The 21,309-nt window shown below is 37.8% G+C and carries 17 protein-coding genes; all 17 read left to right on the top strand.

Going from position 1 to position 21,309, the window contains the following annotated elements:
* Positions 1 to 101 precede the first annotated feature (101 nt).
* The 17 genes from ACTHOQ_RS02300 to dnaJ all read left to right on the top strand — a co-directional run bounded on the left by ACTHOQ_RS02300 (position 102) and on the right by dnaJ (position 21,299).
* Positions 102 to 902, top strand: a complete 801-nt coding sequence (locus tag ACTHOQ_RS02300; RefSeq protein WP_440494051.1) for an ATP-grasp fold amidoligase family protein — start codon at positions 102 to 104, stop codon at positions 900 to 902.
* Between the two features lie 129 nt (positions 903 to 1,031).
* Complete coding sequence (locus ACTHOQ_RS02295) at positions 1,032 to 2,333, top strand: lipopolysaccharide biosynthesis protein (RefSeq protein ID WP_440494050.1); 1,302 nt, start codon at positions 1,032 to 1,034, stop codon at positions 2,331 to 2,333.
* Positions 2,326 to 3,465: a CapA family protein gene (locus tag ACTHOQ_RS02290; RefSeq protein ID WP_440494049.1), complete on the top strand. Its 1,140-nt coding sequence runs from the start codon at positions 2,326 to 2,328 to the stop codon at positions 3,463 to 3,465. Before ACTHOQ_RS02295 ends, ACTHOQ_RS02290 begins: the two co-directional genes overlap by 8 nt.
* Positions 3,466 to 3,685: 220 nt before the next feature.
* Positions 3,686 to 4,801, top strand: a complete 1,116-nt coding sequence (locus ACTHOQ_RS02285) for a glycosyltransferase (RefSeq protein WP_440494048.1) — start codon at positions 3,686 to 3,688, stop codon at positions 4,799 to 4,801.
* 563 nt (positions 4,802 to 5,364) lie between these two features.
* Entirely contained in the window at positions 5,365 to 6,669 is a 1,305-nt protein-coding gene (locus ACTHOQ_RS02280) for a glucose-6-phosphate isomerase (protein ID WP_440494047.1), read from the top strand.
* Positions 6,670 to 6,881: 212 nt separating this feature from the next.
* On the top strand, positions 6,882 to 7,607 hold the full coding sequence (locus tag ACTHOQ_RS02275) for a YveK family protein (RefSeq protein ID WP_440494046.1): 726 nt from the start codon (positions 6,882 to 6,884) through the stop codon (positions 7,605 to 7,607).
* Positions 7,608 to 8,330 carry a CpsD/CapB family tyrosine-protein kinase gene (locus ACTHOQ_RS02270; RefSeq protein ID WP_440494045.1) on the top strand — a complete coding sequence of 241 codons (723 nt, stop codon included), beginning with the start codon at positions 7,608 to 7,610 and terminating at the stop codon, positions 8,328 to 8,330.
* A gap of 118 nt (positions 8,331 to 8,448) precedes the next feature.
* Positions 8,449 to 8,715: a stage V sporulation protein S gene (locus ACTHOQ_RS02265; protein ID WP_440494044.1), complete on the top strand. Its 267-nt coding sequence runs from the start codon at positions 8,449 to 8,451 to the stop codon at positions 8,713 to 8,715.
* A 373-nt stretch (positions 8,716 to 9,088) separates the two neighbouring features.
* Positions 9,089 to 10,822: a 2-oxoacid:acceptor oxidoreductase subunit alpha gene (locus ACTHOQ_RS02260; protein ID WP_440494043.1), complete on the top strand. Its 1,734-nt coding sequence runs from the start codon at positions 9,089 to 9,091 to the stop codon at positions 10,820 to 10,822.
* A 2-nt stretch (positions 10,823 to 10,824) separates the two neighbouring features.
* Positions 10,825 to 11,691, top strand: a complete 867-nt coding sequence (locus tag ACTHOQ_RS02255) for a 2-oxoacid:ferredoxin oxidoreductase subunit beta (protein WP_440494042.1) — start codon at positions 10,825 to 10,827, stop codon at positions 11,689 to 11,691.
* Positions 11,692 to 11,830: 139 nt separating this feature from the next.
* On the top strand, positions 11,831 to 13,357 hold the full coding sequence (locus ACTHOQ_RS02250) for a methyl-accepting chemotaxis protein (protein ID WP_440494041.1): 1,527 nt from the start codon (positions 11,831 to 11,833) through the stop codon (positions 13,355 to 13,357).
* 495 nt (positions 13,358 to 13,852) lie between these two features.
* Positions 13,853 to 14,179 carry a geranylgeranyl pyrophosphate synthase gene (locus ACTHOQ_RS02245; RefSeq protein WP_440494040.1) on the top strand — a complete coding sequence of 109 codons (327 nt, stop codon included), beginning with the start codon at positions 13,853 to 13,855 and terminating at the stop codon, positions 14,177 to 14,179.
* Between the two features lie 320 nt (positions 14,180 to 14,499).
* A complete protein-coding gene (hemW, locus tag ACTHOQ_RS02240) occupies positions 14,500 to 15,645 on the top strand; it encodes a radical SAM family heme chaperone HemW (protein WP_440494039.1) in 1,146 nt (381 codons plus the stop codon).
* 231 nt (positions 15,646 to 15,876) lie between these two features.
* On the top strand, positions 15,877 to 16,902 hold the full coding sequence (gene hrcA / locus ACTHOQ_RS02235; RefSeq protein WP_440494038.1) for a heat-inducible transcriptional repressor HrcA: 1,026 nt from the start codon (positions 15,877 to 15,879) through the stop codon (positions 16,900 to 16,902).
* The gene (gene grpE, locus ACTHOQ_RS02230; RefSeq protein WP_440494037.1) at positions 16,899 to 17,486 is read left to right on the top strand and encodes a nucleotide exchange factor GrpE; all 588 of its coding nucleotides are present in this window, start codon (positions 16,899 to 16,901) and stop codon (positions 17,484 to 17,486) included. Before hrcA ends, grpE begins: the two co-directional genes overlap by 4 nt.
* Positions 17,487 to 17,627: 141 nt before the next feature.
* Positions 17,628 to 19,484 carry a molecular chaperone DnaK gene (gene dnaK, locus ACTHOQ_RS02225; protein ID WP_440494036.1) on the top strand — a complete coding sequence of 619 codons (1,857 nt, stop codon included), beginning with the start codon at positions 17,628 to 17,630 and terminating at the stop codon, positions 19,482 to 19,484.
* A gap of 705 nt (positions 19,485 to 20,189) precedes the next feature.
* Positions 20,190 to 21,299, top strand: a complete 1,110-nt coding sequence (dnaJ, locus tag ACTHOQ_RS02220; RefSeq protein WP_440494035.1) for a molecular chaperone DnaJ — start codon at positions 20,190 to 20,192, stop codon at positions 21,297 to 21,299.
* The last annotated feature ends 10 nt before the right edge of the window (positions 21,300 to 21,309 follow it).

Here is a 21,309-nt window from a genome sequence, read left to right as displayed (position 1 = left end):
TAAAAAGGACTTTCAGGTCTATTTTTCAGCTGTTGGCAAAGAAATCCCCTGAAATGGCTAGTAAAATAATATTTTTTAAAACTTTTGGAAAAAGGCTTAACTTGAAAAATCCAATAACATTCAATGAAAAATTAATGTGGCTGAAACTGTATGAAGATGATTCGCTAAAGACGATATGCACAGATAAATATTTGGTGCGCGATTATATAAAGCAAGCAGGCTATTCTCAAATCTTGATTGATTTATATAAAGTATATGAAAATGTGGACGACATCGACTTTCGGGAATTGCCGAACAGCTTTGTGATGAAATGTACACATGGATCGGGCTTTAACATTATTTGTGCGTGCAAGGATACGTTGGACAGGGGCAAAACAATCCTCCAATTGAAAAAGTGGATGGAAACGGATTTTTCCGTAATTAATTGTGAACCACATTATTCAAAAATAAAGCCAAGAATCATTGTAGAGCGGTTTTTAGGGGAAGAAATGAATGAAAAATTGCCTATAGATTATAAAATTCATTGCTTTCATGGTCAGCCGCACATTTTCGATGTCGTATTAAATCGGGGAACTAAGGAAAAAAAACATATTATGTTGAACAGCGGATGGCAAGTAATCCCCTACACAAACGATAGCAAAGATTTTGCGGGAGGGATAAAAAAGCCGGAGAAATTGGATGAAATGCTAAAAATGGCAGCGGAATTAAGCAAAGATTTTACTTATGTAAGGGTGGATTTTTATTATTATAATGATCAGATCTATTTTGGTGAGCTAACATTTACTCCAGGTGCTTGTATAGATACGGAGTATTCAGAAGGTGTCGACTTTAAAATGGGGAAATTATTGGATTTGACAGCTTTAAAAAACGAAACTTTATCTAAAAGACTAGTTAGAGTTTAAAAAATTGCTCATTATTTTATAAATGCGGGATGTACCGAAAGAATGCGGTTCAGATAAGGCGATGATGCAAGCGAAATGGCAAATGAGAAATGCAGTGCTCATAGCCAGGTTAAACAAAAGGAGTAAGTAATGTCGAAAATAAAAGAGATAATGAATAGCTTTATAGTGAAAAGTGTAATGAAGGTAGCTTCAGGCACAGCTTTAGCACAACTGATTGCATTATTGCTTATTCCATTTATTACAAAAATATACGGTTCTGAATCATATGGAATTATGGGGGTATATATATCTTTTTTAACTCTGTTAACGAGCATAGTAGCTTTAACCCTTCCAAAAGCCATTGTGCTGCCCAAGAAAATTGAGGAAGCACAAGCATTAACTGCATTATCTTTTAGAATAATCGTTTTTATGACAAGTCTCTCATTTATACTTCTTTTATTCACCAAAGAGAAATTAATAAATATATTGGGAATTGAATCAATCGGAAACTGGATCCTTTTAATTCCGCTAGCCGCCTTTTTTTCTGGTGTCCTCCAGATTGTCCAACAATGGACGATCCGCGAAAATCAATTTGGGATTTTTGCGAAAACAGCAGTTTATCAATCTTTGTATAATCACGGAGGAAAAGTTTTAGCTGGATGGATAGCACCATTGTCAGCCAATTTAATTGTTATTTCTTCAGTCGTGGATTTAGTGCGTGCAAATATTATGATGAAGGCATTTAAGAAGAAAAGGTTGATTGATTTTGGGTTTTTACGGAAAAACGAGCGGGACAATCGTGAGTTATTAAAAAAATATAAAGACTTTCCTTTATATCAAGCCCCTGAGGAATTTATTGATGCCATTTCCCAAGGAGTGCCGGTCATCATTTTAACATCTTTTTTTGGACCAATGAGTGCTGGGTTTTATACATTAAGCAGAACGGTTATTTCGGCGCCTTCATCTCTTCTAGGGAGCGCAATAAACGATGTATATTATCCGAGATTAGCACAGGCGTTGCAGAGCAATGAACCTCTCAAACCTATTTTAGTAAAGGCTACAAAAACTTTATTGTTGGTGGGAGCGGTACCCTATGCAATACTTTTTGTTTTTTCCCCTCCGCTCTTTGAAGCGATATTTGGCACTCAATGGAGAACAGCGGGAGAATATTCAAGATGGCTGGTTTTATGGATTTATATAATGTTTGCAAATGGTCCTTGTGTAAAAGCCTTGATTGTAATGGGAGAACAAAAATGGAGTTTGAAGTTTTCGGTAATAACGCTCATTTTTAGGCTAATCATATTGATTATCGGGGCAGTATTATTCAAAGATGAGCTAATTGCCATTATTCTCTTTTCGGTACTTGGTTTTATCGTCAATGTTAGCTTCATTTTGCAAACATTCATTAAAGCAAAATACTTCGATGAGAGGAGGGGAATGGATTTTGACTAATTTGTTTATTTGCGGGGATATTGTAAATTGCTCCAATAACGAAGAAATTTGCGACCGAGATTTGAAGGAAATAATAACGAAATCTGATTATGCCATTTGTAATTTTGAAGCGCCGATCAATAATAGCGGCAGTAAAGCGCCGAAATTAGGCATCCATCTTCAACAGAAGAGAGAAACAGTTGAGATCCTGAAGAACACAGGGTTTAAATTATTATGTTTATCCAATAACCACATAATGGACTATGGAACTGAAGCTTTAAATGCCACAATAAAAGAAATTGAGAGCAATCGACTTGACCATATTGGTGCGGGCTTGGATTTTATGTCTGCTTATAAACCTTTAATAAAGCAATTTGGTGATGCAAAAATAGGGTTCATAAATTGCTGTGAGGCACAATTCGGGGTTTTGGATAATAAGAGCAATATGGCTGATGCAGGCTATGCATGGATCAATCATCGACTCATTTGTAAGCTGGTTTTGGAACTGAAAAAAGAATGTGATCTCATTATATTATTGGCCCATGCAGGTTTGGAGGATGTTTCCATTCCACAAATAGAGTGGAGGGAGAAATACAAGCTTTTTTGTGATTTAGGAGTCGATTTAGTAGTCGGTTCGCATCCGCATGTGCCTCAAGGATTTGAAAAATACAATAATTCCTATATTTTTTACAGTTTGGGCAACTTTTACTTTGACGAAGTTGAAAATTTTATTGGCAAAAAAGATAGTTCATATTCCATTTCAATTAAAATAGCTGAAAAAAAGATACAGGGTATACAGTTCGTTTATCATTATACACAAAATAATAAAGTGTGTTTGGCCGCCGAACATGAAGTCGATATTGAAGGATTGAACAAACTGTTGGGCAAGGATTATAAACAGCTGCATAAAAAAATAACTAATGAAGCATATGCTAACATACTAAAAGCGACTACGATATTCACTAAACGCTTTAGAGTATTCGACAAATCTTTTATCGGCAACATGATTACAGGCATAAAAAGTAATAATGCTGTTAGGCGTATATTCAATAAAAGTGAAATTGATAAAAATATAGCACATATGCATTATATAAGAAATGAATCGTATTATTATGTAATTAAAAACGTTCTAATAGATAGAGTATACAAATAAACGGAAATACGCTGTTTCAATCAATTACATTACAATTTTAAACGTGATTTGCTTATGAAATACGGCTTTCCATAATCCATTTTTACGGCAGCAAAATTTTTTGCAAAATCAGCTCCCCTCTCCGCAGTAAAGTTTTGTTGCAACCTTATTGAAATCAGTCTGGCACAAGGAGAATTATGACGAAATAATTCAGGGGATAATTTATGGAGGAGAGATCTTTTTGAAGAAGGCTAGAGGTATATATTTGCTCTTTTCAGATGAAAAAGCTTTAATAAATGCATTTCCAGGAGTACATAAAAAAGTGATTAACCAATTGAAAAGCTTTGCTGCTTCGGAAATGTCCGTAGATTTAGTTTATTATAATTTTAATAATCCAGTATTCACGAAAGTATTAAACATGCTGCCTTTAGAATTATACGTAACGAATTTTAAAAGAGAGGAATTTGAGAACATCGATTTCATTTATATTAGAAAGCCGGATATAAATAGTTCTTTTATTAGATTATTAACAAAAATTAAACGGAAGACAAGCTGCAAAATTTTAATGGAAATTCCTACGTATCCTTATGATAGCGAATATAAAGATACAATCATAAGCGAAATTAAGCTAAAAAAGGAAATGAAATACCGCCAAAAACTATGCGGGTTAATCGATAAAATTGTCACTTTTTCAAATGATAAAATGATTTGGGGCATAGAAACAATAAAAGTATCCAATGGAATAGATTTGGAGAGTCTCCAAACTATAAAAAGCAATAATATAAAATATATAAATATGATTGCAGCAGCAACCCATAATTTCTGGCATGGCTACGATAGGCTGATTAGAGGAATGGCAGATTTTAAAAAAAAATTCCCTTTAGAAATAGATCGGGTTAAATTGCATATTGTAGGCGACGGACCTGCAATCAGTGAATATAAAAAAATAGTGGTAGCCGAAAAATTGGAGGGGAATGTGTTTTTTTACGGCAATTTAATTGGGAAATCATTGGATGAAGTATTCAGCATTTCCAATTTAGGGGTAGATGCTTTGGCGAGGCACAGGTCCGAAGTTTATTATAATAGTTCCTTAAAAGGTAAAGAATACTGCGCCAGAGGGTTACCGATAATTTCCGGTGTCGAAACGGAATTAGATGGATTTGCTGAATTTCCTTATTATTTCAGAGTTCCGGCTGATGATTCCAATATAGAAATAAAAGATATAATAACCTTTTTTAATAGCGTGTATGAAGATGAACAGGAAGAAGTAATACGTAACATTAGAAAATTTGCGGAAGATAGATTTGATATGGGCTATACTATGAAACCAATAATTGAATACTTAAATGATATATAAGCGGAAAATTTATAAAATCAGACTAATTAGACGGCCTCCCATATACACAAACTTTTTCATTACGCCCTTCATCACATCCACTTTATAGTTATGGAACGACTAAAATATATAATAATTCATTCCATCATATATACTTAAGAAATTTTCCCCTCGTTCAACTTTAAAATTTTTTTCCGAAGGCAATACAATATTGAATGACAGTTTCATCGAGGAATTCTGCATCTTATTCTAATTATATATATGACTGAATAATATAATAGAAGGTCATACTGGTAGATATGCTAGGCTTTAAAGATTTAGCAATGGCAATATGCAAATGTAAATGATGTATAGTTTGTAGACATTATAAAATTAAAAGTATTCATTTTAAACAAAGGAGGAATATGCTGTTTTTTTAGCGGAATAGCATGGATGGATATAGCCTAATATATATAGTTTTACGGGAAAATAGGTTATAGAAATTAATTTGATGAAAAATAAATAACGCACACATATTGCTATACAATAAAAACGTTCTCATTGCTAAGGTTTATAAATAATTCCATTGTAAACGGGGGAGAAACGTGTCAACTCAATTACTCCAAACTGGTATTTTAAACGAATCATCGCTGCAAATCAACTGGTCGGATTATTCTGATTCGGTAAAAACGATTCATCACTATTTAGAAAAAAAGGGTGCTGCTCTGACTGGCTGGCTCAATTTGCCATTGGAAAATAATGATATTACATTGAAAGCGATTCAAAGTGTAGCGAATGAAATTAAAATGTGCGCGGATGTGCTAGTCGTTGTCGGGATCGGTGGTTCGTTTCTTGGCGCAAAAGCGATTCAAGACGCATTAACTCCTTATTTTGATCTGCATCCAAATGGAATTGAAGTTGTATATGTAGGCCACAATATGAGTGGGGCCTATATGCTGCAATTAATAGAGAGCTTAAAAAATAAAAACGTTTATGTAAACGTAATATCAAAATCAGGGACAACTTTGGAGCCTGCACTGGCATTTCGAGTACTGCGCAAATATATGGAAAATAGATATGGAAATGATGTCCAAAACAGAATTATTGTGACGACAGATGCCGAAACAGGGTTATTAAAGAAAATAGCGGATAATACAGGTTTTCGACAATTTGTCATCCCCGAAAATATTGGGGGACGATACTCGGTGCTGACACCAGCAGGATTATTGCCGCTGGCTGTTGCGGGCATTGATATTGTCCGGTTATTGGATGGGGCGAAAAAGGCGGCTCTTCTTTTAAAGGAAGAAAGACTCGAAAAAAATGAAGCTTATCGTTATGCAGTCATTCGCCACTCGCTTTATAAAAGAGGATACCAGATTGAGCTGCTCGCTTCATTTGAACCAGGGCTTTCGAAGCTTCATGAATGGTGGCAGCAATTATTCGGGGAAAGTGAAGGCAAAGATAAAAAGGGATTATACCCAAGCGGTGTCATCTTTTCGACAGATTTGCATTCGGTCGGGCAATTTATTCAAGATGGCAGTCCGATTTTGTTCGAAACTATTCTCCATTTCAAAGAGACACCCACGGATTGCATCGTTCCTTATGATGTGCGGAATATTGATAATCTGAATTATTTGTCGAATAGAAGCTTCAACGAAATTAATGCCATTTCAAAGGATGGTGTAATTGCTGCACATGCAGAGGGTGGAATCCCTGTTATTCAGCTGGAATTGGAAAAGCTGGATGCATATCATCTTGGGTATCTAGTTTATTTCTTCATGAAATCCTGTGCAATGAGCGCCTTTTTATTGGAGGTAAATCCTTTTGATCAACCGGGTGTGGAAGCATATAAATCGAAAGTTCTTGAATTGATGCATAAAAATATCATTTATAGAGAATGGCATGCATAAAGGATTTATAAGCTATTATTAGGTTGAAGTTAGGATATTCAGTCATTCGCAGAGCAAGAGCTGGCAGCATTCAACAGTAAACTTATATAAAAAAAATAGAGAATGGAATAATAATACTAGAATATTCATATAATAATTGAAATGTTGTTCCTATATAAAAATCCTTTATAAGCTATTCATTGTAGGACTGGACGTACAGGAGGGCAAAACTATTGGAAGCAGGAATGGGTATAAAAGAAATCGCGAAAACAATAAAAAAACGATTATTTCTCATTATTATCCTAACAGTTATTAGCATTGGAATTTCCATAGGCATTAGTTTTTATATACTGACCCCAATATATGAAGCACAGACGCAAATATTAGTAAACCAGAAGAGCAGCCCCGATGAAGTATATTCCTGGCAAACTACAGAAACCGATTTGCGCTTAATTAATACGTATAATGTCATCATTACAAGCCCTGTCATATTAAATCCCGTTATTGAGAAGCTTCAGCTCGATAAAACTTTGGAACAATTAACAGATCAAATATCAGTGTCAAGTGAAAATGACTCGAAAGTAGTGAATATTAGCGTAGCGGATTCTAGTCCATCAGCAGCCGTTGACATTTCGAATATGGTAGCAAACGTGTTTAAAGAACAAATCCCTAAATTGATGAGCGTCGATAATATTACAATTTTATCAGAAGCAAAACTAAGCGCCAATCCAATCCCGGTGAAACCTAATAAAATTTTAAATATCGCTGTTGGAGCTTTCGTTGGTTTTTTCCTAGGTATAGGGATGGCATTTTTGCTTGAATTTCTAGATACAACTATAAAGACGGAAAGAGATGTGGAAGATATTTTAGGTCTGCCCGTCATAGGCGTAATAGGTTTTATAACTGAAGAAAAGCAAAAGAAGTTTTCTTTTATTCCCCGAAGAGTCAGGAGGAGCTAAATGTTTAAGCGGATCCGTAAAAAAAACAAAAAAAGTTCAAGGCGTACAAAATTGGCGAGAAAGCTTGTTACGATATCTGAGACAAAATCATTTATTTTAGAGCAATTTCGCACGATTCGGACAAATATTATGTTTTTAATGCCAGATCAACAACTAAAAACAATTTTAGTTACCTCCTCGACTCCAGGGGAGGGGAAATCCACAAATGCGGCGAATCTTGGAGTCGTCTTTGCACAGGAAGGCAAAAGAGTATTAATTATAGATGGGGATTTGAGGAAACCTACTTTACACCATACGTTTAAAACCTTTAATAAAGTAGGGCTTTCCAATGTGATTGCAAAGAAGGCGGCATTTTATGATGCGATTCAGGAGACATTTATCGTTGGACTTAATGTCATAACGAGCGGTCCCATTCCGCCAAATCCTTCCGAATTGCTTTCTTCAAGGGCAATGGATGCATTATTTTTAGATGTGAAAAAAGACTATGATGTTATTATTATTGATTCACCGCCGTTACTATCTGTATCGGATTCTCAAATATTGGCAAATAAATGCGATGGCACGGTATTGATTGTCAATGCGGGTGTTGTTGATAAAAGGGCTGTCCAAAAAGCAAAAGCGATTTTGGCTTCTTCGCAAACAAATATTTTAGGGGTCGTTTTGAATAATTATGAAACACCAAGTCATCATAATTATTATGAGGATTATAGTTTCGCTGAATAATTTTATTAAGTAGTTATGATTTTCGAAGTCTATTTGAGAATTGGAGTGCATACAATGTCGTACAGGCAATAAAAATTGTCTTAAAGATATTGCAGTACTAGATGAGGAGGAAATAGCTGTGGATTCATTGAAAGTATCATCTCGTTCTAATCCTAATTCTGTTGCAGGAGCACTCGTAGCGGTTATACGAGAGCAAGGTTTTGCAGAAATGCAGGCAGTAGGTGCAGGTGCGTTAAACCAAGCAATTAAAGCAGTAGCAATCGCCCGAGGCTTCGTGGCACCGAGCGGAACAGATCTGATTTGTGCACCAGCATTCGCAGACATCACCATTGCTGGAGAAGACCGAACGGCATTAAAACTACTCGTTGAAAAAAGAACTCGTTAATAATCAATACACCCACTTAGCGTAAACTATGCGCTAAGCGGGTGTTTTTTATTGGAAATTTTTTTTTAAAAGCGATTAATGAAAACCTCCTTTTAATACGCCACTTTGGAACAAAAGCAAGTAAGTTTCGTTACTTAAATTAATTGAATAAAAAACATAATTTGATTCAAAACAAATTGTGTACAAAACTTTCCGTCAAAGGTCTGATTTTTTGTTGCAATATGACATTTGCAATAGAAGAGACTATCACTTCATGTTAAACTAATGTAGGAAATTTAACTCTACTTAGCTGTATAATTTTACAGCTACTAAAATAAAGCAGCTACAGCGCTTTATCATAAATAGAATACAGAAATCTTAAGGAGATGTTGATATGTTACATCAGCTTTCATGGAAAGTCGGTGGGCAACAAGGTGAAGGGATTGAGAGTACAGGCGAAATTTTCTCAATGGCAATGAATCGTTTAGGCTATTTCCTATACGGTTACCGTCATTTCTCTTCTCGTATTAAAGGTGGCCATACGAATAATAAAATTACGGTTCGTCCGACAGAAGTACGTTCAATTGCGGATGATTTAGATATTCTAGTAGCATTTGACCAAGAAACGATCGACGTAAACTACAAAGAATTAACAGCAGCAAGCATCATTTTAGCAGATGCGAAATTCGAACCGAAAAATCCGGAAGATTGTGTGGCGCCATTATATGCAGTTCCATTTACGGAAATCGCGGCGGAACTCGGTACTTCTTTAATGAAAAACATGGTGGCGATTGGGGCTACAGCAGCACTATTAAACTTGGATGAATCGGTTTTCCAAAGTGTTGTCGATGAAATTTTCGGGCGAAAAGGTGAAGAGGTCGTTGCAAAAAACATTGAAGCGATCGAGCGTGGACGCCAAGCGATATCTGAGCAGATTGGTGACCGTGCAGGTACGTGGCAATTAGCGCCTGCTGACGGAAAACGCCGCATGTTCATGATTGGAAATGATGCAGTAGCATTGGGCGCATTAGCAGCGGGCTCTCGTTTTATGGCTGCATATCCGATTACACCAGCGTCGGAAATTATGGAATATATGATTAAAAAGCTGCCATTAGTAGGTGGGGCGGTCATTCAAACAGAAGACGAAATTGCTGCGGCAACAATGGCAATCGGCGCTAACTATGGCGGTGTGCGTGCATTTACAGCATCAGCAGGACCAGGCCTTTCATTAATGATGGAGGCAATCGGACTTTCAGGCATGACAGAGCAGCCGCTCGTAATTTTTGATACACAGCGCGGCGGCCCATCAACAGGTCTGCCGACAAAGCAAGAGCAATCGGATTTAATGGCGATGCTTTACGGAACACACGGTGAAATCCCGAAAGTCGTAATTGCTCCTTCGACTATGGAAGAAGCGTTTTATGATACGATTCAAGCATTCAATATCGCAGAAGAACTACAATTGCCGGTAATCGTTATGACCGATTTACAATTAGCGCTAGGCAAGCAGTCGGTGGCGCCGTTTGATTACAGCAAAATCGAAATTCGTCGCGGGAAAATGGTTGATTCAGTAGAAGATGAGGAATCAAAAGATTATTTCAAACGATATGAAAATACAGATGATGGGGTTTCACCTCGTGTATTGCCGGGAACAAAGGGCGGTATTCACCACGTAACAGGTGTTGAGCACGATGAAACAGGTAAGCCATCTGAAGCAACAGGCAATCGACGTACGCAAATGGATAAGCGTATGCGGAAATTGCAGCATGTCCGTTTCGAAAATCCAGTATATGCCAATGTGCCACATGAAGAAGCAGATATTTTGTTAGTAGGCTTCAACTCGACACGCGGTGCATTAGAGGAAGTTCAAGAGGCGCTTAATGCACAAGGTGTAAAAGTAAATCATGCACATGTAAAACTAATTCATCCATTCCCTGCAGAGGAAATGGCAGCATTAGTTGATAATGCAAAAAAAGTAATCATTGTCGAAAATAATGCGACAGGTCAATTGGCAAACATTATGAAAATGAACATTGGCGGTCATGCGAAGACAAAATCGATTTTAAAATATGATGGTACTCCATTTTTGCCACGTGAATTAACAAACTTAGTGAAGGAGGAAATTTAATTATGGCAACATTTAAAGATTTCCGGAATTCCGTAAAACCGAACTGGTGCCCAGGTTGTGGCGATTTCTCTGTACAGGCGGCAATTCAGCGTGCAGCAGCAAATGTAGGCTACGAACCGAATGAATTGGCGGTTATTTCCGGCATCGGCTGCTCAGGGCGTATTTCAGGCTATATTAATTCGTACGGCTTCCACGGGATTCATGGCCGTGCACTGCCGATTGCGCAAGGGCTTAAAATGGCGAACAAAGACTTGAAAGTAATCGCTTCAGGCGGTGACGGTGACGGCTTCGCGATTGGTATGGGTCATACAATCCATGCAATACGCCGAAATATCGACATTACGTATGTTGTAATGGATAACCAGATTTACGGATTAACTAAAGGCCAGACATCCCCAAGATCTGCTGCGGGCTTCATAACGAAATCAACGCCAGGCGGGGCGATCGAACCATCACTAAAACCATTGGAAGTGGCATTAACAGCTGGCGCAACATTTGTGGGGCAAGGCTTCTCTACTGATATTAAAGAATTGACAGCATTAATCGAGGCTGGTTTAAACCATAAAGGCTTCTCATTCATTAACGTGTTCTCGCCATGTGTGACATATAACAAGGTCAACACATATGAATGGTTTAAGGAGCACTTGACAAAGCTTTCGGACATTGAAGGCTATGATTCTTCAAACCGCGAATTAGCGATGCAAACGGTGATGCGAAATGAAGGGTTAGTGACAGGAATCATTTATCAAGATAATGAAACTGCCTCTTATCAGGAGAAAATTCAAGGCTACTCGGAGCTTCCGTTGACAGATATCGATATTAGCCTTTCAGAAGCGCAATTCGACCAATTAATTAAAGAATTTATGTAAATAACTATTGAAAGGCTATACAAGTTCAATTTCTGACTTGTACAGCCTTTTTTACATGAAATTAACATATTTACATAAATAGGTTTACATCGTTCTTTTATACTAAATGCAAATATGAAAATAAAAGAGGTATTGTGACGTGCGCTTTCGTAATGCGATAAAAGTAAAAGACCGACTTGCCGTGCTGATGATCGTTTGTATTTTATCAAACATTATTTTAACCGTCTTTAGCATTGATTATTTGCGGAAAATGGAAAACGAAACACAAATTTTATATGATGAAAAACTGATGACGGTACATTTTATGAAAGAGGCAGAAGAACAGTTTTTTCTAACAAATGAAATGCCTGTACAATATATTGACCGATTAAAGGCAACAGCATTTGATTCCAAAATGGAGTATTATGTGAAGCAATTAGCAAGTAATCCATCAGAAGCTTTGCTTGATGAAATGGACAAATATATATTGGAGCGGGCATCGACTCAACTGGCAAACCATGAAAAGGATATTGCATTTGGTTATCGTTTACTTTTGTCGATATCGGTTATTTTAATGGTTCTTATTTTATTCTTCGGGATCCAAGCAATTCGTTCAATTAATAAGCCGACCCGAGAGCTTAAACGATTATTTAAATTAGTCCAGCATGGAGATTTAACGAAGTATGCTGCATACTCGGCTCGTGACGAACTGGGGGAGACAACGAAATATTATAATCTAATGATTGCCGATATGAAAGAGCTCCTCCAAACAGTCCGCGAAAATACAGAATCTGCCACAGAGGCGAATAATGAGCTGCAAATAAATTCTAGGCAAATAACAAAGGGGGCTGTGCGAATCGCCGCAAATTCAGAGGTTATGGCAGGCTCATTGCAATATGCGACAGCACAATTATCGGATAATGCTGCATCGATTCAGCAAGTGGCGGCTGGCATTAATCAAATATCCCATCGTATGCAGCAAATTGATCATTATGTAAAAGAAACGATCGCGAAAGCAGTGGATGGCGAAACGATTGTCGAGCAAAATTTAGCGCAAATGCAAAATGTTGAACAAGCTATGAAAACTGCAAGTGATACGATTATACAGTTAAAGGACCAATCAAAGCATGTATCGCAAGCGGTGACGATGATCCATGCACTTGCGGATCAAACTAATTTATTGGCATTGAACGCATCAATTGAAGCTGCAAGAGCGGGCGAGCAAGGGAAGGGATTCGCAGTTGTTGCGCAAGAAGTTCGCAAATTGGCGGAACAATCAAAGCAATTCACGGAATCAATTGCATCAATTGTGACTGAAATTCAACATGAAGCATTTGAAGCTACGGCAAATATGGCATGTGCGATGCAAAGTGTAAATGTCGGAGTTGCTACGACCGAACAAAGCGCTTCCAAATTTAGGGGGATTTCAGAGCAAGTGCACCAAATCGGTCCGCAAATGGAGCAAGTTTCGGCAATTATGAACGATATTTCAAGTCATACAGATGTTATTGCACAAAGCTCGATTGAATTAAGTAATCGTTCCGAAGAAAATTTGGCTTCCATGCACCAAATTCAAGAACAAATTACTATTCAGGAAAAATCGACAACAGAGATTTACGATGATATTCGAAGCATCGCAAAAAATATGCGTTCATTAACACATGCTGTAAAAAGATTTCAAATATAAAACAGAAACTTTTGGCGAGAATACCATCGTCAAAAGTTTTTTTTCGTATATGAATTTGAGAAAATAAAAAAACGAGAAAAATAATAATTATTTTCAGAAAAGTAATGAAATTTATTATGAAAACTGGTATGTTTAATCAAGAAGTCATATTACTGATGGATATGTAAATTTATCCCATAAGTTAAAATACCTATAATAATTCATGGGATGTTAAGAATTTTTTAGGGATCATACTTTTAATAAATTATTGATTGTAGTAAAATAGTGATATCAATATTCCATATACTGTAGTTAATACGGTTATTAAAATGAACAGATAGGTAGTATAAAATACTTGTGGATAGCGCTTTTAATATACATATAAATCGCTAGTAGTTGGTGAGTTGGAAACAAAAGCCATTGATTTAAGTTCAAAAAGATTTACAACAATTAATTGCTGTAAAAATTTCAAACAATTCGCAGCATGAATATTTCATTTTAAGGGGATGGATTTTTATGAACAGTCAAATTCAACTTATAGTACCGGAATGGTTTGTCCAAGATGAGCTACATATTATCGAAACAATTGTCAGCGAAGTTTCTGCAACTACAGGGATTGTAATTGCCGGGGAAAACTTTGATGCTTCAAAGCAATGCAATCCGACAGTGCGTCTTTATATGATTCGCTTAATTGAAAACCAGTTTGAATTAATAAAGGAACTTGACGCATTCCAATTCGAAACAGTGGAGGAAGCGAAATTATTTTGTTCAAAGCTGCCTGGATTAAATGCGATTGATTTAATTATGTTAATGAATAAGGAAGAGCCGCTATTTTCCGTGTAATAGATAATTGAAGAAGCTTTGCTGAGTGAAATCCAATTCAGCAAAGCTTTTTTTGCGGGTAATTTTGAATAAAGAGAGAGTTGGTAAACAATAAAATAAAATGGCGTTGTTTTTGGCTGGAGTGTCATGCTGCTATGCGGTTTCCGCAAAAAAAGGAACTTAATTTTAAGCTAAATTAGAAGGCTTTTTAAAATCTGTACGGAGTAATGACTATTTTAAATACTTGAGCTCTTTTGTTCTGTATATTCCAAGTCCCGCTATTTGTATTTTAGTGGAGAAAGGCTACAATAAAGGAGAATAATAATAAGGAAGTGATTTTAATGGCTAGAGGTGTATATATTCACATTCCTTTTTGTCATCAAATTTGCAACTACTGTGATTTCAATAAAGTGTTTTTTAAAAATCAGCCAGTAGATGAATATATTGAGGCGCTAGGTCGCGAAATGGAAATGACGGTTGCGGCAATGCCGGAAGCTTTCGCCAATATTGAGACGATATTTCTCGGTGGTGGCACGCCTACAGCATTATCAGCTCGCCAAATCGAAAAATTATTAGCGCTTATTTCGAAACATATTCCGTTGTCATCCGTAAATGAATTTAGTAGTGAAGCAAATCCGGATGAACTTACGATCGATAAATTACAGGCACTTTATGATGGAGGGGTGAACCGTTTAAGCATGGGGGTGCAGTCATTCGATCAATCACTACTAAAAAAAATCGGCCGCACTCATTCAAATGAGCATGTATATGAAACAATTCAAAATGCAAAAAATGTTGGATTCGAAAATATAAGCATTGATTTAATGTATGGTTTACCTGGCCAGACGATGAAGGAGTGGCAGCATACGCTGGAAAAAGCTTTGGCATTGAAGCTGCCGCATTATTCAGCTTATTCGTTGATCGTGGAACCTAAAACTATTTTCTACATTCAATATGCAAAAGGGAAATTAAATTTACCGACCGAAGACATTGAAACCGAAATGTATGGCGTGTTAATGGATACGATGGAAGCACAAGGGCTAAAGCAATACGAAATAAGCAATTTTGCGCATGAAGGATATGCGTCCACACATAATAAAATATATTGGGATAACGATGAGTATGCCGGTTTTGGTGCAGGGGCACACGGCTATTTAGAAGGAATTCGCTACTCCAATGTTGCACCGATAAAAAAATATATCGAAACTGTTATGGAAGGAAAGCGTCCGATTTTACAAGAGCATGAAGTGACAAATGAAGAAAAATTGGAAGAGCAAATGTTTTTAGGTTTAAGAAAAGTTGCTGGCATAGCACATGAAGAATTTGAAATGAAATTCCATCAGCCAATGCTGTCAGTTTATGAAGAAAAGATTTCCCGATTACAAAAAGAACAATTAATCGAATTCGACTCAAAAGGAATCCGTCTTACAAGGAAAGGCAGATTTATAGGAAATGAAGTATTCCAACGATTTTTAATAGGGGAGTAGCATTAAAATAAAGCTTCGATTTTTGAGGATTTTGACATGCTGGATGCACTAATGCCGAAGTTGTCTATGGATGCGGCAACTTCGGACTTCATCGCTTATTGTCCGTGAATGCGGGATTAAAAAAGAATCTTAAAAATTTCGGGCGAATTCATTGACATCAATTTAAAGATTTGCTAATTTATATAATATATTAGCACTCCTCTTAATTGAGTGCTAACAGAGGTGAAAAAGATGTTAACAAATCGGCAGTTACAAATATTGCAAGTAATCGTAGATGATTTTGTGATGTCTGCTCAGCCTGTTGGTTCGCGTCAATTATCTAAAAAGGAAGGCATTACGTATAGTGCCGCAACGATACGTAACGAGATGGCAGATTTAGAGGAACTAGGCTTTTTAGAAAAAACGCATACTTCTTCAGGAAGGGTTCCATCAGAAAAAGGTTATCGCTTTTACGTTGACCATTTACTTAAGCCTCAAGTCATTTCGACTGGCGAAGTAGAACAAATTCATTCGCTCTTCGAAAAGCAAATTGTTGAAGCAGAGCAAATTATAAAAGAATCAGCGAATATATTATCGGAATTAACTACTTATACAACCATTTTACTTGGTCCGGATGTACAAAAACATCGTGTAAAGAAATTCCAAATTGTGCCGTTGACTGAACAAACAGCGGTGGCTATCATCGTGACAGACAACGGACATGTAGAAAATCGAACATTAACGTTACCACCGGGTTTTAGCCCGCATGATATAGAAAAAATGGTCAATATTTTGAATGATCGTTTAGTAGGTGTACCATTATATGACCTTCCGGCAAAGCTTCAAACAGAGGCCTTATCGGTATTGAAATCTCATATTAACGCATCGGAATCGATTGTTCGATCATTATTATCCATTACTTCCAACCACCATGAGAGCAAAGTTTATTACGGTGGTAAATCCAACATGTTAAATCAGCCTGAATTTCATGATTTAAACAAAATGCGAATGCTGATGGATTTAATTGATAAAGAAAGCCAAGTTCAAACTTTATTCAATCAGCACAATCATGGTATTCAAATCCGAATAGGTTCAGAAAACAATCATTTAGCGATGGAAAATTGCAGTGTGATTACTGCATCATTTTTAGTTGGTGAAGAACAGCAAGGGGCGATTGCAATCATCGGTCCAACCCGCATGGACTATCGACGTGTCGTGACATTGCTAGATGTCATGACGAACAGTTTATCACAAGCCTTTTTCATTAAAGGTAAATGATTGGTACTCAAGGAGGAAAAGAAGTGTCAGAAACAACAAAGCCAAATGAAGAATTGCAACAAGAGATTACAGAGCAAAATGAAGCGGAAACAGTTGAAACAGAAGCTGTAGAAGAAGTTGCATTAGATGAGAAGGAACAAAAAATTGCTGAACTGGAAGCTAAATTAGCGGAAGAAGATGCGCGTTATTTACGTTTGCGCGCCGATTACGACAATTTATCGCGTCGTAATCGCCTTGATCGTGAAGCTGCAGAGAAATATCGTGCCCAAAGTTTGTTAACAGAATTATTGCCGGTGCTGGATAATTTAGATCGCGCGCTCCAAGTGGAAGTATCATCAGAAGAAGCGGCTTCTTTATACAAAGGCGTAGAAATGGTGTATGAACAATTATTGGCAGCAACAGAAAAAGAAGGTTTAGCGATCATCGCTGCCGAGGGAGAAAGTTTTGACCCGAATTTCCATCAGGCAGTTATGCAAGAACAAGACAGCGAAAAGGAAACAGGGACTATTTTAAGAGAGCTTCAAAAAGGGTATAAACTAAAAGACCGTGTATTACGTCCATCTATGGTCTCTGTAAACGAATAATTAAGTACATTTTGTGCTAGTTATATGAATTGCCGCAATTTTCCGCGACAAAATTATGTAGTGTCTAATGTGTGGCAACATTTCTTACTTGAATTAAAAATAAAGACAACATTGTTTTATTATTAGGAGGAAAAACGAATTATGAGCAAAATTATCGGTATTGACTTAGGTACAACAAACTCTTGTGTATCTGTATTAGAAGGCGGAGAACCAAAAGTAATCCCAAACCCGGAAGGCAACCGTACATCTCCATCAGTAGTAGCATTCAAAAATGGAGAAAAACAAGTGGGTGAAGTAGCGAAACGCCAAGCGGTAACAAACCCGAACACAATTATTTCGATTAAATCAAAAATGGGTACGAACGATAAAGTAAAAGTAGATGATACAGAGTACACACCACAAGAAGTATCTGCAATGATTTTACAATACTTAAAAGGCTATGCTGAAGACTACTTAGGCGAAAAAGTAACAAAAGCTGTTATTACAGTTCCTGCTTACTTCAACGATGCTCAACGTCAAGCAACTAAAGATGCCGGTAAAATCGCTGGTTTAGAAGTAGAGCGTATTATCAACGAACCAACAGCTGCAGCATTAGCTTACGGTTTAGATCAACAAGATGTTGACCAAAAAATTCTAGTATTCGACTTAGGCGGAGGTACATTTGACGTATCGATCCTTGAATTAGCGGATGGCGTATTTGAAGTATTAGCAACAGCAGGTGACAACAAACTTGGCGGTGACGACTTCGACGACAAAATCATCGCTCATTTAGTAGAAGAGTTCAAAAAAGAAAATTCAGTAGACTTATCGAAAGACAAAATGGCAATGCAACGTTTAAAAGATGCAGCTGAAAAAGCGAAAAAAGACTTATCAGGTGTAACTTCTACTCAAATTTCATTACCATTCATCACAGCAGGTGCTGATGGCCCTCTTCACTTGGAAATGTCATTATCACGTGCGAAATTCGATGATTTAACAAAAGACTTAGTAGAGCGTACAATTATTCCGACTCGTCAAGCATTATCAGATGCAGGTCTTTCTGCTTCAGAATTAGATAAAGTAATCTTAGTTGGTGGTTCTACTCGTATTCCTGCAGTAGTAGAAGCAATCAAAAAAGCAACTGGTCATGAGCCGCACAAAGGCGTAAACCCGGACGAAGTAGTAGCAATGGGTGCTGCTGTACAAGGCGGCGTATTGGCTGGTGACGTACAAGGCGTATTATTATTGGACGTAACACCATTATCATTAGGTATCGAAACAATGGGCGGCGTTATGACGAAACTGATCGATCGTAACACAACAATCCCAACATCTAAATCTCAAGTGTTCTCAACAGCTGCAGACAACCAGCCGGCAGTAGACATTCACGTATTACAAGGTGAACGTTCAATGGCTGCAGACAACAAAACACTTGGTCGCTTCCAATTATCTGATATTCCGCCAGCACCACGCGGTATTCCACAAATCGAAGTAACATTCGATATTGATGCAAACGGTATCGTATCAGTTAAAGCGAAAGACTTAGGAACACAAAAAGAACAAACAATCGTCATCCAATCTGATTCAGGTTTATCAGAAGAAGAAATCGAGCGCATGGTGAAAGATGCAGAAGCGAACGCTGAAGCAGATGCGAAACGTAAAGAAGAAGCAGATCTTCGCAACGAAGCAGACCAATTAGTATTCCAAGTGGATAAAACAATCACAGACTTAGGCGAGCAAATCACAGAGGACGAAAAGAAATCTGTTGAAGATGCACGCGACGAGTTAAAAGCAGCTTTGGAAAAAGGCGAGCTTGAAGGCATCAAAGCTTCTAAAGAAAAATTAGAAGGCGTATTACAACCATTAGTAATGAAAGTATACGAACAAGCGGCAGCAGCGGCACAAGCAGCACAAGGCGGAGCTGAAGGCTTTGAAGGCGCAGCAGACGCTGGTCAAAAAGACGACGGGATCGTAGACGCTGACTTTGAAGAAGTAAAAGACGACAAAGACAATAAATAATCGTTTATGATTCTAAACTTAAAAGCCAAAGACCGCTCGCGGCTTTGGCTTTTAAGTTTGTGCATGGTTAGTAAGAAGCACCGCCCGTGGTTCGCGGGCAGTGCAAATCTTATTAGCGGATTTCCTTGAGAAAGGTGTACTTAATGAAGCGAAAGTAGAAAGTTCAGCGACTAATGTGGAAGCTATTCAGGGAAAAGTAGAAGAGATTTCCCGAAAAGTATAAAGTGCTCGCCTAGAATGTAGAACTCATCGAAAAGACGGTTAATAAATTTCACCAAGCCTTGACTCAAATTAAATAAGAAGTCCAACCCCCATATCAAACCTGAGTTGTGCGGAGTAGAGGGGCCGACTTTTTAGGGATTAAGCGTGCCTCAAAATGAAACTTAATTAGAATAGAAATTTAATACTAAACGAGAAGTGCTTGGAATGAAGGGGAGGCGAGTGTAGCTGACGGCTAACGCCTTTCGCTACAAGCAAGCTTCCAGCGGGAATAGCGTGATGCCTGAGACTACAGGCTCAGGCCACGCCCGCGGAAAGCGTCCGACCCGAAATGGAAAGCACTGGACTTTATTAGCAGCACAACGGACTTTATGAACAATCCGAAACATTATTTAAATTCACATAAGATGGACCAAAGCAAAAGCTATACATCAATTTTTCAACATGTTAAAATAGACGTTATGTAAAAAGAGCGGAGAGTGAACAATGAGTAAGCGCGATTACTATGAAGTGCTTGGCCTTAGCAAAGGCGCGAGCAAAGATGATATAAAAAAAGCTTATCGTAAATTATCAAAACAATATCACCCTGATTTAAACAAAGAAGAGGGTGCTGATGTAAAATTCAAAGAGGTGGCAGAAGCATATGAAGTGCTTTCAGACGATCAAAAACGCGCACGGTATGATCAGTTTGGCCATGAAGATCCGAATGCAGGCTTTGGCGGTGGCGGCGGAGGTTTCGGCGGCTTCGAGGACATTTTCAGTTCGTTCTTCGGAGGCGGGCGCCGTCAAGACCCAAATGCACCGCGTAAAGGCGATGATTTACAATTCCGCATGAATATTACATTTGAAGAAGCTGTATTCGGAAAAGAAACAGAAATCGAAATTCCGAAAGAAGAAACTTGTGATACATGTCATGGTTCAGGCGCAAAGCCAGGAACCCAGCCGCAAACATGTTCACAATGTAATGGTGCAGGTCAAATCAACCAAGCTGTTGATACACCATTTGGCCGCATGATGAACAAACGCTCTTGCCCAAGTTGTCGAGGGCAAGGTAAAATTATTGTGGATAAATGTACATCGTGCCGTGGTACGGGTAGTGTAACGAAAAAGAAAAAAATCAAAATCACGATTCCGGCAGGTGTCGATGATGGGCAACAACTACGTGTAGCAGGTCAAGGTGAAGCAGGATTCAACAATGGGCCAGCGGGAGATTTGTATATTATTTTCGCTGTTCGGAAGCATGAGCATTTCGAGCGGGATGGCGATGATATTTTATATGAACTTAACTTAACATTTCCGCAAGCTGCTTTAGGCGATGAAATCGAAGTGCCGACAATCCATGGTAAAGTGAAGCTGAAAATCCCAGCAGGCACACAATCCGGCGCACAATTCCGCTTAAAGGACAAAGGTGTAAAAAATGTACACGGCTATGGTACAGGGAATCAATATGTAATCGTGAAAGTTGTCACACCGACAAAACTGACTGAAAAACAAAAACAATTACTGCGCGAGTTTGCAGAAATAAGTGGAGACATTCCTGAGGAACAAGGTAGTTCACTATTTGATAAAATCAAGAAAAAAATAAAGGGCGACTAAAAGGAGTGTA

This window comes from Solibacillus silvestris (assembly GCF_051967575.1).
Classification (GTDB): domain Bacteria; phylum Bacillota; class Bacilli; order Bacillales_A; family Planococcaceae; genus Solibacillus; species Solibacillus silvestris_B.
Note: the sequence above shows the minus strand (reverse complement) of the source record. Positions and strands in the feature narration are given on the sequence as shown.